Raw genomic sequence first — 13,405 nt, forward strand, 5'->3', positions numbered from 1 at the left:
GCAGTCGGTGATTAAGCTATTAAGCGCCCGGTTCATCGAGCACGAATCGATGACAGCACCGCGACCTGGCCGAGCGGGATCGACGCCGTCGGGTTGCCCTTCACCGCGACGATGCCGTCGGTGATCAGCAGGTCGTCTGCGGCGCACTCCAGGGCGTCGGATGCCACCCGCAGCGCCTTGGCTTTCACCGCGCGCGCCGCCAGTGCCACAGCGGAGCCGGACATCACGGCGGCGCGGGAGGCGAAAGTGCCGACCGCGTAACCGAATCGGCGGGTGTCGCCGGTCGTCACCCGGACCGATTCGAACGGCACCCCGAGCTCGTCGGCGACGATCTGCGCGAACACCGTCTGATGACCCTGGCCCTGCGAGGTCAGCCCGATCGCCACCTCGACGGAGCCGTCGCCGAGGACCTGGATGTGCGCGCCCTCGTAGGGGCCGGGGCCGGTGCCCTCGACGTAACAGCCCATGCCGATGCCGAGGATCCGGCCCTGCGCGGCGGCCTCCTGCCGGATCCGCTCGAAGTCGTCCCAGCCGACCATGTCCTTGATCATTTCGAGCTGGGCGGGGTAGTTACCCGAGTCGTAGATCAGCGGCCGGCCGTCCTGGAAGATCAGGTGGTGGTCGTACGGGAACTCGTCCGGCTGGATGAAGTTGGCTGCGCGCACCGCTGTCCGGTCCAGCCCGAGGGTCTCGGCGATCCGGTCCATCGTGCGTTCCATCGCAAAGACGCCCTGCGGGCGACCTGCGCCGCGGTACGGGGTGACGATCACGGTGGTCGTGTACAGCGAGAAGAACTCCACCCGGTAGGCGCCCGGCTTGTACGGGCCGAGCAGCTGCGTCGAGGTGACGATCGGGCAGATGATCCCGTACGGGGTGTACGCGCCGTTGTCGTGCCAGAACGTCACGTCGAGAGCGAGAATCCTTCCGGCGTCATCGAATCCGACGCTGATGTGCTGCTCCTGGCCGCGCTCGTGGGCGGAGGAGATGAAGTGTTCACGCCGGTCCTCGGTCCACTTGACCGGGCGTCCGAGCCGGACCGCCGCCATCGGTACCAGGATCTCCTCCGGCCACGGATGCATGATCTTGACGCCGAAGCCGCCGCCGACATCCGGCGCGATGACCTCGACCTTGGGCAGCGGGATGCCGAGCTTGGCGGCGATCGCGGCCCGCACCGAGGTGGCCGCCTGGGTCGAGGAGTACACCCGCAGACTGCGGTCGTCCGGATCCCAGCGCGCGTGCACCCCCTTGCCCTCCAACGGCATCGAGCAGGACCGCTCGATGGTCAGGTCGAACTCGAGCCGGTGCGGCGCTGTCGCCATCGCGGCATCGACATCACCGACCTGCTGCACCAGATTGGCGGCGATGTTGTCCGGGATGTCCTGATGCACCGCGTGTTCCGCCGCCCGCGCGGCCGCGACACCGACCACCGCGGGCAGCACCTCGTACTGGACCACGATCCGCGCCGCGGCGTCCTCGGCGAGGTAGCGGTTCTCGGCGACGACCATGACGATCGGCTCGCCGACGTGGTTCACCACGTCCTTGGCCAGGGCATACCCGGTCCGTGGGGCGTGCAGCGCCGGGTGCGGGATCAGCACCGGGAGTGGTTCGGCCGCGGCACCTTCCAGGTCTTCGTGGCTGTAGATGGCGACGACGCCCTCGATGTCGAGCGCTCCGAGGACGTCGATGTCACCGATCCGGGCGTGGGCGTGCGGCGACCGCACGAACGCCACCTCGAGAGCCGCTCCCGCTGCACCGATGTCGTCGGTGTACCGGCCCTGACCAGTGATCAGCCGCAGGTCCTCCACCCGGCGTACCGCCCGGCCGACGTACCGGGTGGCCATCAGTCGGTCCCCCGATTCGTGCCCGCGGTCAGCTCGGCGGCGCGGAGGACGGCGTCCACGATGTTCTGATAACCGGTGCAGCGGCAGAGGTTCCCGGCGACCATCTCGACGGCGTCCGCCCGGGTGGGCGTCGGGTTGTCGGCCAGGCAGGCGGTGATGGTGGTGAGGAATCCCGGCGTGCAGAACCCGCATTGCAGGGCGTGGCATTCGCGGAACGCCTGCTGCACCGGCGAGAGCCCGCTGTCTCCGTCACCCGCCCCGGCCAGTCCCTCGACAGTCGTGACCTCGTGACCGGCGACCGACACCGCGAACACCAGGCAGGACCGGACCGGGGCCCCGTCCAGCAGCACCGTGCACGCCCCGCACACCCCGTGCTCGCAGCCGACATGTGTGCCGGTGAGCCCGAGGTCGTGCCGCAGGAAGTCCGACAGGGTCCGCCGCGCCACCACCCGTGCGGCGTGGTTCCGGCCGTTGACCGTCAGTGCGACCTCGTGCCGCTCCTCGAGAGCCCCGGCGTCGTCGAGATCGTCGACCACACCCGTTCCGTCTGTCATGCCGCCTGCCTCTCCCCCGCCGCCGCGATCGCCTGACGCACCGCCCTGACGGTCAGCACCCCGGCCAGATGCCGCCGGTAGTCGGCCGTCGCGTGCAGGTCGGTCTCCGGATCGACCGCCCGCCGCGCGGCATCGGCGGCGTCCTGCTCACCGGCGGCCCAGGCGTCGGTGAGGTCCAAGACCAGTGGAGTGTCGGTGACGGACAGGTACCCGCAGCGCAGGCGGGTCACCGTTCCAGAATTGTCGAGTTCGACGACGGCGCCCACCCCGCAGAGCGCGTAATCACCGTGTCTGCGGGCGATCTCGACGAATGCGGTGCCCGCTGCTGCGGGGAGAGCGGGGAAGAACGCCTCGACGGCCAGTTCGTCCGGGCGCAACGCGGACTCCAGCGGGCCGCGGAAGAAGTCAGTGACCGCGATGGTCCGGCGACCGACCGCCGATTCCGCGGTGACCGTGCCGTCGCACAACGCGAGCACCGTCGTCATCTCGCCGGCCGGGTCGGCGTGCGCGAGCGAGCCGACGGTCGTCCCGCGGTTGCGGATCGTGGGGTGGGCCACCAGCTGCAGCGCCTGCGCGAGCAGCGGCACCACGCGCCGGGCTCCGCCGTCCCGCTCCACCGCTGAGTGCCGGGCGAGCGCTCCGACGGTCACACCCGCGGCGTCGGCGCGGACGGCGTCGAGAGCGGCGATCCGGTTGATGTCCACGATGTGCGCCGGCGACGCCAGCCGCATGGCCAGCACCGGGATCAGCGACTGCCCGCCGGCCAGCACCTTCGCCGTGTCGCCGTGCTCGGCCAGCACCGCAACCGCCTCGGCGACGGACTCGGGTCCGTGCCAGTGAAAGGGCGCCGGCTTCATTCCATGATCCTTCCCTGCGTCGGGCGGACTGTCTCGGCGTGCTAGGTGCTGGTCGTGCGGTGGCGTGCTGCTGTGCTGCTGTGCTGCTGTGCTGCGGTGCGTTGCTGCGGCGGTTGTTCGCGGTGCAAGAGTGCCGAGGCTACGCCCGGGACCCGGACGCGGCGGCGGAACTCAGCACGGCGCCGATCTGCACACCGACCGCGATCGCGACGACGGTGGCGACCACACTGCCGAGCAGCGCCTGCCCGGAGGGGGCGGTGCCGTCCGCGGACACCTGGGTGATGGCGACCAGCCCGAGCGATCCGGGGACCAGCAGCCAGAAAGCCGGACGGAACGTCACCGCGGCCGGCCACCGCGGGAATCGCAGCTCGAGCAGCCGCAGCAGGGGCAGCATCACGGCAGCGGCGATCCCGCTGGCGACCGGTGCGAGGGTGACGGTCTGCGCGGCCGCGACGAGGCCGTAGGTTGCGGTCAGCACGACGATCAGCACGGCCGTCAGCGACCACGCCGCGTCGAAGAACAGTCCGACCCCGACGGCCAGCACGACGACCGCGGGCAGCACGGCCCATCCGGGCACGACGTAGGCGGGCGTCCCCGATGCGTCACCGACGGAGCTGCCGAACACCGCGGCACCGGCGGCGATCCCGACGGCGAGGGTGGCCCACATGATCAGGCCGGAGGCGAACCGGCCCCCGCCGGACACCACGTCACCGGCGGCCAGTTCCACCACGCCGGTGGTGATGGTGGCTCCCGGGATCAGGATGACCAGCGGCGCGCAGACGACGAACAGGGTGACCGCACCGGTCTGCAGTTGGGGCGCGAGGCCGTAGACGGCGGCGGACACACCGAACGCCGCAACGAAGGGCAGCACGGTGAGCAGCCCGGGAATCCTGCCGCCGTAGATCAGTGCCGCGCCGACCAGCAGCGCGAGCAGAAAGTCCAGCGCCACCGCCCACCAGGTGGTCCGGAACACCACCGCGATCCCGGCGGACATCAGCCCGCTGCCGAGCACCGCGACGGGTCTGGGGAACAGCGCCGGCAACGCGCGGATCTCCCGGAGCCGCTCGCGGACGGTGGGCGTGGGGACGACGGCGGTCTCGGCGTCCCGGGCGATACAGGCCACGTCGGCGACCTGGCGGAAGCTCATCAGCTCGCCGGTCGCATTGACCAGCCGGGTCCGGGCGGCGGTGCCGTCGTCGATCAGGATCGCACCCGGCAGCACCCCGATCGTGATGTCCCGCCCGCCGTACGCATCGGCGACAGCACACAGCGAGCGCTGGACGTCGGTCACCGCGTAGCCGGCGTCGAGCAGTGCCGTGCCGAGGTCACCGATGGCACTGGCGAGTTCGGGCCAGCCGTCCTCGTCGCCACCGCTGTTGCCGGGACCGCCGTCGCTGCGGTTGCCGGTACTGCCGTTGCCGGTACTGCCGTCGCTGCCTGGTGCGGACGACTGTGTGCTCACCTCGCGACTTCACCACACCGCCGTGCACGGCTGCGCGGGGACACCCTGTGCACTGTCGCCCGTTCGTGTTCAACTGGAGCCGGGCCGGTACTGGTCGGGACCGGCAGTCCCCGAAGCTGGAGATCGGAGGCCGGCGTGGTCGCTCACCGGGACCGGGAGCGGGTGCACCCCGAAACGGTCGAGGACTGGCGCGACTGGCTCATCGCCAACCACCAACAGACCGACGGCGTCTGGTTGGTGTCCTGGCGAGCGGCGACCGGGCGGCCACGATTCAGCTACGAAGCGGCCGTCATCGAGGCGTTGGCGGTGGGTTGGGTGGACAGTGTGCAGCTCAGGATCGACGACGCGCGCAGCATGCTCTGGTTCGCCCAGCGCCGGCCGACGAGCGGTTGGTCGCGCCCGAACAAGGAACGGATCGAACTGCTCGAACGCGAGGGCCGGATGCTGCCTGCGGGCCGCGCGGCGGTGGCGACCGCCATGGAGAACGGCGCCTGGTCGCTGCTCGACGACGTCGAGAACTGCGTGGTCCCGGACGATCTCGCGGTGGCCTTCGACGCCGTGCCCGGCTCGCGGGAGAACTGGGACGGATTCCCACCGTCGGCCCGCCGCGGCATCCTGGAATGGATCGTGCAGGCGAAGACCGCACCGACCCGCGCGAAACGGATCACGGAGACAGCGGCAAAGGCCGCGCTCGGGCAGCGCGCGAACGCATGGCCGCGCAGCTAGCGGCGGCCGCCGCAGGGGTGCGCCCGCTGATCACCGGCCCAGCGCTGCGGGGTGCCGTGCTCGGCAGCTTCACCCACGCCGTCATCATCGGAGTTCCGACCGCGACCGGCCCGCGGGTGATGTCCCTGCTGACCGCCCGCGCCGCGGGCGTCCCCACCGGAGTGCGGGTCGCCGGCGCCAACCCCCTGCCGCAGCCTTCCCCGGGAGCCCCCGCACTGGTGGGCAACGGCAGCGTCCAGCTGGACGGCGTCGACATTCGGGTGACCCGGTACTGGGACAGCCGGGTGCAGCGGATCCGCCCGGTGCACGCGCAGGTGGCGGCGCTCCGCATGGCCGCAGCCAGGGCGGACCGAGGCGTGGAGGACCGGCCCGTCGAGGCCCTGCGCAGGGCGCTTGCCGCGAACGATTGCCGTTCCGAGCAGCACCCGGACAGCGCGCTCGGCGACGCGATCGACGGCCTGGTTGGCCTCGGCCGGGGACTCACTCCCGGTGGGGACGACGTCATCGCCGGGTTGCTCGGTGCGCTGCATGCCCTGGGACGCCAGGACGTCGTCGACCGCGTCCGATCCCGGCTGCAGGGTCTCGACGGTCGCACCACCACGTTGTCCGCCGACCTGTTGCGGCTCGCGGTCGACGGGCACGCCTGCCTGGAGGCCCTGGGTGTGCTGCGTTCGACGACATCGGCCGACAGGGGCCCGGCGGCGCGCGCCGTCGGCCGGTTACTGTCCATCGGTCACACCAGCGGCGCCGACCTGGCAACGGGAATGGCGGCGGGATTCCAGTTCGGGGATTCCAGTCCGCGGAATTCGAGTTCGCGGGGATTCGGGTTCGCGGGCATTCGGGTTCGCGATGAAGCCGCCCGGGCCGGTGCCCTCGCCCTTTCAGCAACGCCGACGGTCAGGTGATGGGATGAACGACGTGAAGGGTGCTGCGCGGCAGCATGTCTCGATTCGCAACGGGGTCTACCACGACTCGGTGACGCTGCTCCGGGTCTCCCAGAGCGCGGCGTCGATCCCGGGGATCACCGCGGTGCAGGTCGCGATGGCCACCCCGCTGAACACCGAGCTCGCATCAGGTCTCGGTTTCGCGGTGCCGGAGGGAGCCGGCCCGAATGACCTGCTCATCGCGCTGCACGGCGAGCCCGCGGCGCTGGAGGCCGCCCTGGCCGAGGTCGAGGCGGCGCTGGCCCGGCGTGCGGTGCCGGACCCCGCCGGTCCGACCGGGGCCGGGGTCCGGCCGCGCACCGTTCGGGCCGCCTGCGCAGCGCATCCGGAGGCCCCCTTGGTGCTGCTGTCCGTGCCTGGAGCGGCCGTGCTCGGGGAAGCCTTGGACGCCGTCGAGGCCGGGCGGCAGGTGATGATCTTCTCCGACAATGTCCCGGTCTCCGACGAGATCGCCATGAAGGACGCGGCGACGGCGGCCGGCGTGCTGGTGATGGGACCGGACTGCGGCACAGCACTGATCGGCGGAGTCGGCCTCGGGTTCACCAACGTGCTGACCGCCACCGACGGGCCGAGTGTGGGTGTGGTCGCGGCCTCGGGCACCGGAGCCCAGCACCTGACGTGCCTGCTCGACGACGCCGGGATTGCCGTCTCGCACATCCTCGGGGTCGGCGGTCGCGACCTGTCCGCCGCGGTCGGTGGCCGCAGCGCGATCACCGCCCTGCGGATGCTGGACGCCGACCCGGGCACCGATCACATCGTGCTGATCTCCAAACCGCCGGACCTGGAGACCGCCGCCGTCGTCCGCCGCATCGCCGACGAGCTCCGGACGCCGGTGACCTTCCTGCTGATGGGACCCGGGCAGCCGGACATCACCCGCGGCGCGGAGCAGATCATCGAGGCACTCGGCGCGCCTGCACACCACTGGCCGGCCCGGCCGCCGGTCGTCCCTGGCGCCTCCCGGACCGGCGACGGCAGGCCCGGCCCGTCCCGTCCCGGGGTCCTGCGGGGACTGTTCTCCGGCGGCACCCTGGCCGACGAGGCGATGGTCGTGGCGGAGACCGCGCTCGGCGACATCCGTTCCAACATCCCGTTGCGGCCCGAGCTTGCGCTGCCGCCTGCACGGTCCCGCACCGGGCGGCCGGACCTGACGGGTCTCGGCAGCGCCGTCGTCGATCTCGGCGATGACGCCTTCACCGCGGGACGGCCGCACCCGATGATCGACCCGTCCGTGCGGCTGGCCCTGCTGGCGGAGCAGGCGGCCGATCTGGACGTGGCGGTCGTGCTGATGGACGTGGTGCTGGGACACGCCGCCGACCCCGACCCGGCCGCGAGCCTGGCCCCTGCCATCCGGAACGCGATCGGCCTCGCCGCCGACAGCGGACGAAATCTGTCCGTCGTCATCGCACTCTGCGGAACGCGAGCCGATCCGCAGAACCGTGAGGCACAGGCTGATGCGTTCACCGCGGCCGGTGCGTGGGTGTTCGCGTCCAACGCCGCGGCCGCCCGGGCTGCAGCGGCACTGGCCACCGGGTCCGGCGGACCGGACGCCCTGCCGTGGCGCGGTTTTCGGAAGCAGGAGCCACCCGCCGAACCGGCGCTGTCCATCGCCACCGGGCCGGAACCGATCAGCGGCCCGATGCCGGAGCTGCCGATCGATGTCCCGGCGGTGATCTGCGCGGGCATCGACCTGCTCGCCGACGCACTGCGCACCCAGGCGGTCGACGCTGTCACGGTGGACTACCGGCCCACCGCGCTCGCGACGGCCGACGCCGACGCCGTCCCGGACGCTCTCAGGGTGGTCCTGGCGGATCCTCGCCGGCCGGCGGCGAACGCACTGGCTGCCGAGCGGATGCTCGCCGTTCGGGCCCAGCTGGTCGACGTCCGGCCCGCGTCGGAGGCGCTCGGCCTGCGGCCCGGGGAGTTCTGCCACGCCGGTCCGCCGATCACCTTCGATCGGGCTTCGGGGCCGCTGCGCGGGGCGCTGATCGGCGCGATGATCTTCGAGGGACTCGCCGGGGACGAGGCCGAGGCGACGGCGAAACTGTCGTCAGGTGAGGGGATCTCGTTCGGACCGTGCCACGACCGGCACGCCGTCGGGCCGATGGCCGGGGTCATCTCTCCGTCGATGTGGCTGTTCGAGCTGGCCGACGAGAAGACCGGTGCGCGGTCCTGGTGCTCGCTGAACGAGGGGCTCGGGAAGGTGCTGCGGTACGGCGCCTACTCCGCCGAGGTCATCGCCAGGCTGCGCTGGATGGCCGACGTCCTCGGGCCGGCACTCGCGCTTGCTGTTCGCGCCGCCGGGCCGATCGACATCACCGCGATCATCGGCCAGATGGTGCAGATGGGCGACGAGGGGCACAACCGCAACAGGGCCGGGACCTTGATGTTCCTGCGCGAGATCCTGCCCCACCTGATCGCGTCCGGGCTGCCCGCAACGGATGTCGCCGAGGTGGCCCGGTTCGTCGCCGGCAACGATCACTTCTTCCTCAACCTGGTGATGCCCGCGGGGAAGCTGATGGGCGACGCCGCCGCAGGCGTCCCGGGGAGCACGGTGGTGACGGCCATGTGCCGCAACGGCACCGACTTCGGCATCAGGGTGTCGGGCACCGGCGACCAGTGGTTCACCGGCCCGGCCCTGTACCCCGACGGCTTGTTCCTCGCCGGATTCGGACCCGATGACGCCAACCCCGACATCGGTGACTCCGCCATCGCCGAGACCATGGGCATCGGCGGGATGGTGATGGCCACCGCACCCGCGATCGTTCGCTTCGTCGGTGGATCGGTGCCCGACGCACTCGCCGTGACCGGCCGGATGTACGAGATCACCGAGGCGGAGAACCCGGCCTTCGCAGTCCCCATCCTCGAGTTCCGTGGCGCACCAACCGGTATCGACGTCACCCGGGTACTGCGCACGGGGATCCTGCCACAGATCAACACCGGGATGGCCGGCCGGGTGCCCGGGACCGGTCAGGTGGGCGCGGGGCTGGTGACGCCGCCGATGGAGTGCTTCACCGCCGCGATCCAGGGGCTGGCCGCCGCAGCCGGATGACGCGCCGCCCGGTGGGCGCCGTCCACCATGATGATTTCCCGGTCAGGGCGGTCCCGATCACGTAGCGGGGCGCCAGAACCCCTCGTGCACGTTCCGGGCCTCCGCGATGTCGAAGGGCCCCTCGACCACCACGACTCGCTGGCCGGCGGCAAACACGGTGCGGCACGGCAGTTCCAGCGTCGGGTTCTCCGGATCGTCACCCGTCACGGCGCGCAGTTCCTCCTCGGAAAGCGCGAAGACGACGGTGCCGATCCCCGACCAGTAGATGGCGCCCGAGCACATCGCGCAGGGTTCGGTACTGGTGTAGAGCGTCATCTCGCGGAGCTCAGCCGTCGAGTACCGGGCGGTCGCGAGCCGTACGAGATGGTCTCGGCGTGCCCTGTCGCATCGGACTCGGTGACGACCGTGTTCTCCGCGGACAGCAGTACCTCTCCACTGCCGTCCGCGAGCAGGGCGCCGAACGGATGGTTGCCGTTGTCCCTGGCGCTCTGTGCGACGGCGACGGCTTTCAGCAGCAAGGGCTCTAGCATGCCCGACATGGTTGCAGGACCCGGGGCGGGCACGCCCACTGACGTCTGTGCAGGGAAGAACCCCCTCCGGAGGCCCAGAAACCCTGCAGGTGTGGCACTCGACCCAGACGCTCCCGGGCGAGCGCGCCTGACGACCGGCCATCAGCGCAACCGCCGGAAGAAGCGCGTCAGTCCGCGAACTCCCAGTGCACCGTCACGTCGACCCCGACCTCGGCGTCACCGGTGGCGACCGGCATCGACTCGGCGGCCATCGCGCGCGCCATCCCCAAGCCAACGGCCCGACCGCCGCCGGACGGGCGCTCGTCGATCCACACGACCCTGCCGAGAGAACGGCCCGCCAACTCGGCAAACTGCCGAGCCTTCGACTCTGCATTGGCGAAGGCGGCCCGCCGGGCGATGACGAGGGCTTCGTCGGGATGACCGGGGGTGAGCAGGACGCCATCGATCCGGACGCCCTCCCCGCCCAGTGCGGCGACGTCGGTCAGCAGTCGCTCGATGCCGTGCAGCCCCTCCCGGAGCACGGTCAGCCGCTGGCCCGCCTGGTAACCGAGCACCTGTTGACGGCCGTTGTTGTATTCCAGGTGCGGGCCGAGGGTCAGGTCGGAGGTCCGCACGGAGCGGGCGTCGACGCCGTCGTCGGCCAGGATCGCGAGAAGCCTGGTGGCGGTTGCCGCAGCCATCGCGAAGGCCTCGCCGGGTTCAGCGCGCAGCACCTCGACGGCGAGTGAGATCGAGACCCGGTCGACGGCCGCGAAGGACGACCCGGTTCCCACCACGGTGACGCCGGTCAGCTGAGTGTCGTTCACCGGTTCAGTCTGCACCGGGGGGCGTCACAGCACTGGTCGCGGCGGTCCGGCGGGCGCCGCTCCGATCGGGTCGACCCCGCGGATGGACGCGTCGATGAGCTGGATCGGGTGGAACAGCGGCACCCCGGCGTCCAGGTACCGCCGGACCTGCAGCAGGCAGCCGGCGTTCGAGGTCACCACCGCGTCCGGCATCACCGACGAGATGTTGGCGGCCTTGCGCCGGCCCAGTTCGGCGGCGGCCTCTGGCTGCACCAGATTATAGATACCCGCTGAACCGCAACAGATCTCGACCTCAGGAATTTCCAGGACGGTGAGCTGCGGGATCGCCCGCAGGACTGCCCGGGGCTGATCGAGCACACCCTGGGCGTGCCCGAGGTGACAGGCGCTGTGGTACGCGACCCGGGCGCTGATCGGGTGTCGCGGCGCGAGGGGCCCGAGTTCGGCCAGCAACTCGGAGATGTCCCGCACCTTGCCGGCGAACGCGGCCGCTTTGTCGGCGTAGGCCGGATCGTCCCGCAGCAGGTGCCCGTATTCCTTCATCGCCGACCCGCAGCCGGCGACGTTCGCCACGATGCTGTGCACGCCGGCCGCTTCGAAGCAGTCGATCAGCCGGCGCGCCCGGTCCATCGCCTCCTCTTCGCGGCCCGCGTGGCCGGACAGTGCGCCGCAACATTGTTGATCCCGCGGTGCGATCACGTCGCAGCCCTCAGCGGCGAGTACCCGCGTCGTCGCCGCGTTGACGTCGCCGAAGAACACCCGCTGTACACACCCCGACAGCAGCCCGACCCGCTGTCGTGCAGTGCCTTTCGCCGGGGTGAACACCGCCTGACGGGATGCAGCGGCTTTCACCGAGAGCGGCGGCAACAGCTCGTCCATCGCCCGCAACCTGGGCGGGAGCCGGTCGAGAAGGCCGAGCCGCCCAGCTACGCGGCGGATCCCGAGCCGCTGGTAGGCCGTGCCGAGGACGGCCGCCACCCGGAGCCGCGCCGGGTACGGGAACAGCCCGAAGATCAGCGACCGGAAGGCGCGGTCGGACCGGGTGCGCTCCCAGTTCCGTTCGATCTGCGGCCGCACCGCCTCGATCAACTCGTCGTACTTGACGCCGGACGGGCAGGCCGTCACGCAGGCCATGCACCCGAGGCAGGCATCGAAGTTCTTCACGAACTCCCGATCCATCGGCACCTCGCCGGCCTTGCCCATCTTCATCAGATAGATGCGGCCGCGCGGCGAGTTGGTCTCGTTGCCCTCGAGCACGTAGGTGGGGCACGTCGGGAGGCAGAACCCGCAGTGCACGCAGTCGTCGATCTGCTCGTCGCTCGGCGGTCGCAACAGGTCGAAAACACCGTTGTCCGCTGCAGTCTCGGAATCCGGCAGCGGTTTCCCGGCAGGCTGCGGTGGGGACACCGAATCACCCGGGGCGTGCGCAGCGGTCATCGCGGTCTCCTCAGTACCAGGGCCGGAAACGGCCGGGTGCGCAGCGGTTCGCCGGATCGAACGCCGCCTTGGCCCGGCGGAGCACGCCCACCGTCGACGGCACCGGGCCGAGCGCGTCGACGAGCCGGTCCACCTCGGGCGGACGGGATCGCAGGACCGTGCTGCCGCCGCGGCGGGCGGCGTGCCTCCGGAAGTCGGCGACCAGGTCGGCGGTCGCCCGGCCGGATCCGCCGCTGAGCCGGATGGTGTGCAGCCCGAGGGCCGTGCTCGAGACCACCTGCGTGCGAACGCTCCTGCTCACCGCGGCGGCGTCCAGTGCGCCCAGGGTGTCGACCAGTTGGTCGGGCAGCGTGGCGACCCGCAGCACGGTGTCGCCGGCGGTTCCGAGGATCCCCGCCTGGTGCTGTCGCCAGAACGCCGCCGCCGCTTCAGGGTCGACGACCTCCGAGCGGATTCCGGCTGCGGCGAGCTGCCCGGACATCTCCCGCGCGGCGGCCTCGACCGTCCGGGGAGTGCCGTCGGCGCGGACGGCGATGCGACCGGACTCACCGTCCTGGATCCATTCCACCGCCGCCGGTTCGGCGACGGAGGACGTCAGCCGGAGGGTGGCGTCCAGGGCGTTCGAAGCGTCCGCGGTACCGATGATCGTTCTGGACTCCACCGCGCGGGGATGCAACCGGAAGACCACCTCGGCGATGAGAGCCAGCGACCCCAGCGATCCGTATAACAGCTTCGCCAGGTCGTAGCCGGCGACGTTCTTGATGACGTGTCCGCCGGACCGGGCGACCGTTCCGTCAGCGACGACGATCGTCACCCCGATGACGAGGTCGCGCAGGCTGCCGTAGCGGAGCCGGGACGGACCCGAATCGGCGGTGGCCAGCACTCCGCCGATGGTGGCGCCGGCCTCCTCGCCGGCCGGATCGACGGCCAGCCACTGCCCGGCGGCGGCCAGCGTCTCCTGGAGTTCGCTGAGGGTGGTGCCCGCGCGGGCCGACGCGGTGAGGTCGGCGGCGTTGTGGGTGAGCAGACCCGACAGCCGGGATGTCTCGATCACCGTGTCCGGTTGGTCGACCGCGCCTCCCCAGCCGAACTTGGTGCCGCCGCCACGGAACAGCATCGGCCCCTCGGTGTCGCGGATCAGATCAGCGGTCTCCCGAAGCGACCCGGGCCGCTCGGTGCGCACGGCTATCCCGCCGCTCACT

Annotated in this window: 9 protein-coding genes and 2 pseudogenes; 3 read left to right on the plus strand and 8 right to left on the minus strand. The window is 71.4% G+C overall.

Translation table 11 applies throughout. The features are described 5' to 3' along the window. Window positions 1–47: 47 nt before the first annotated feature. From cutA to ACVBEQ_RS23240, 4 genes and pseudogenes are all read right to left on the minus strand, one after another. A pseudogene (gene cutA, locus ACVBEQ_RS23225) lies at window positions 48–1,841 on the minus strand (aerobic carbon-monoxide dehydrogenase large subunit); the annotation flags it as partial. Continuing rightward, window positions 1,841–2,395: a (2Fe-2S)-binding protein gene (locus tag ACVBEQ_RS23230; protein ID WP_447155774.1), complete on the minus strand. Its 555-nt coding sequence runs from the start codon at window positions 2,393–2,395 to the stop codon at window positions 1,841–1,843. The gene ACVBEQ_RS23230 and the pseudogene cutA, both read right to left, overlap by 1 nt. After that, a complete protein-coding gene (locus tag ACVBEQ_RS23235; RefSeq protein ID WP_447155775.1) occupies window positions 2,392–3,252 on the minus strand; it encodes an FAD binding domain-containing protein in 861 nt (286 codons plus the stop codon). The genes ACVBEQ_RS23230 and ACVBEQ_RS23235 overlap by 4 nt, the downstream gene beginning before the upstream one ends. Window positions 3,253–3,391: 139 nt before the next feature. Further along, window positions 3,392–4,714: a threonine/serine exporter family protein gene (locus ACVBEQ_RS23240; RefSeq protein ID WP_447155776.1), complete on the minus strand. Its 1,323-nt coding sequence runs from the start codon at window positions 4,712–4,714 to the stop codon at window positions 3,392–3,394. Window positions 4,715–4,849: 135 nt separating this feature from the next. On the opposite strand from ACVBEQ_RS23240, the gene ACVBEQ_RS23245 reads away from it, so the two are divergent. Genes ACVBEQ_RS23245 through ACVBEQ_RS23255 form a run of 3 tightly spaced genes read left to right on the plus strand, consistent with a single transcriptional unit; the run spans window position 4,850 to window position 9,433 of the window. Further along, window positions 4,850–5,440, plus strand: a complete 591-nt coding sequence (locus ACVBEQ_RS23245; protein WP_447155777.1) for a YdeI/OmpD-associated family protein — start codon at window positions 4,850–4,852, stop codon at window positions 5,438–5,440. Further along, window positions 5,425–6,345 (plus strand): oxamate carbamoyltransferase subunit AllH family protein, encoded by a 921-nt coding sequence (locus ACVBEQ_RS23250; protein ID WP_447155778.1) that lies wholly within the window; start codon window positions 5,425–5,427, stop codon window positions 6,343–6,345. Before ACVBEQ_RS23245 ends, ACVBEQ_RS23250 begins: the two co-directional genes overlap by 16 nt. A gap of 4 nt (window positions 6,346–6,349) precedes the next feature. Next, the gene (locus ACVBEQ_RS23255; RefSeq protein ID WP_447155779.1) at window positions 6,350–9,433 is read left to right on the plus strand and encodes a bifunctional FdrA/YlbE family protein; all 3,084 of its coding nucleotides are present in this window, start codon (window positions 6,350–6,352) and stop codon (window positions 9,431–9,433) included. A gap of 57 nt (window positions 9,434–9,490) precedes the next feature. Here the strand turns inward: ACVBEQ_RS23255 and ACVBEQ_RS23260 are convergent. The 4 genes and pseudogenes from ACVBEQ_RS23260 to ACVBEQ_RS23275 form a co-directional block, all read right to left on the minus strand. Further along, a pseudogene (locus ACVBEQ_RS23260) lies at window positions 9,491–9,972 on the minus strand (nucleoside deaminase). A gap of 158 nt (window positions 9,973–10,130) precedes the next feature. Continuing rightward, the gene (locus ACVBEQ_RS23265; protein WP_447155780.1) at window positions 10,131–10,769 is read right to left on the minus strand and encodes an SIMPL domain-containing protein; all 639 of its coding nucleotides are present in this window, start codon (window positions 10,767–10,769) and stop codon (window positions 10,131–10,133) included. Between the two features lie 24 nt (window positions 10,770–10,793). Then, entirely contained in the window at window positions 10,794–12,203 is a 1,410-nt protein-coding gene (locus ACVBEQ_RS23270) for a (Fe-S)-binding protein (RefSeq protein ID WP_447155781.1), read from the minus strand. 10 nt (window positions 12,204–12,213) lie between these two features. Next, window positions 12,214–13,404, minus strand: a complete 1,191-nt coding sequence (locus tag ACVBEQ_RS23275) for an FAD-binding oxidoreductase (protein WP_447155782.1) — start codon at window positions 13,402–13,404, stop codon at window positions 12,214–12,216. Window position 13,405: the final 1 nt, after the last annotated feature.

The organism is Nakamurella sp. GG22, assembly GCF_052976845.2.

What these genes read in the sequence shown, in the direction of transcription:
- ACVBEQ_RS23230 (WP_447155774.1), bottom strand. Translation starts at nt 2,395, where the DNA reads ATGACAGACGGAACGGGTGTGGTCGACGATCTCGACGACGCCGGGGCT.
- ACVBEQ_RS23235 (WP_447155775.1), bottom strand. Translation starts at nt 3,252, where the DNA reads ATGAAGCCGGCGCCCTTTCACTGGCACGGACCCGAGTCCGTCGCCGAG.
- ACVBEQ_RS23250 (WP_447155778.1), top strand. Translation starts at nt 5,425, where the DNA reads ATGGCCGCGCAGCTAGCGGCGGCCGCCGCAGGGGTGCGCCCGCTGATC.
- ACVBEQ_RS23255 (WP_447155779.1), top strand. Translation starts at nt 6,350, where the DNA reads ATGAACGACGTGAAGGGTGCTGCGCGGCAGCATGTCTCGATTCGCAAC.
- ACVBEQ_RS23270 (WP_447155781.1), bottom strand. Translation starts at nt 12,203, where the DNA reads ATGACCGCTGCGCACGCCCCGGGTGATTCGGTGTCCCCACCGCAGCCT.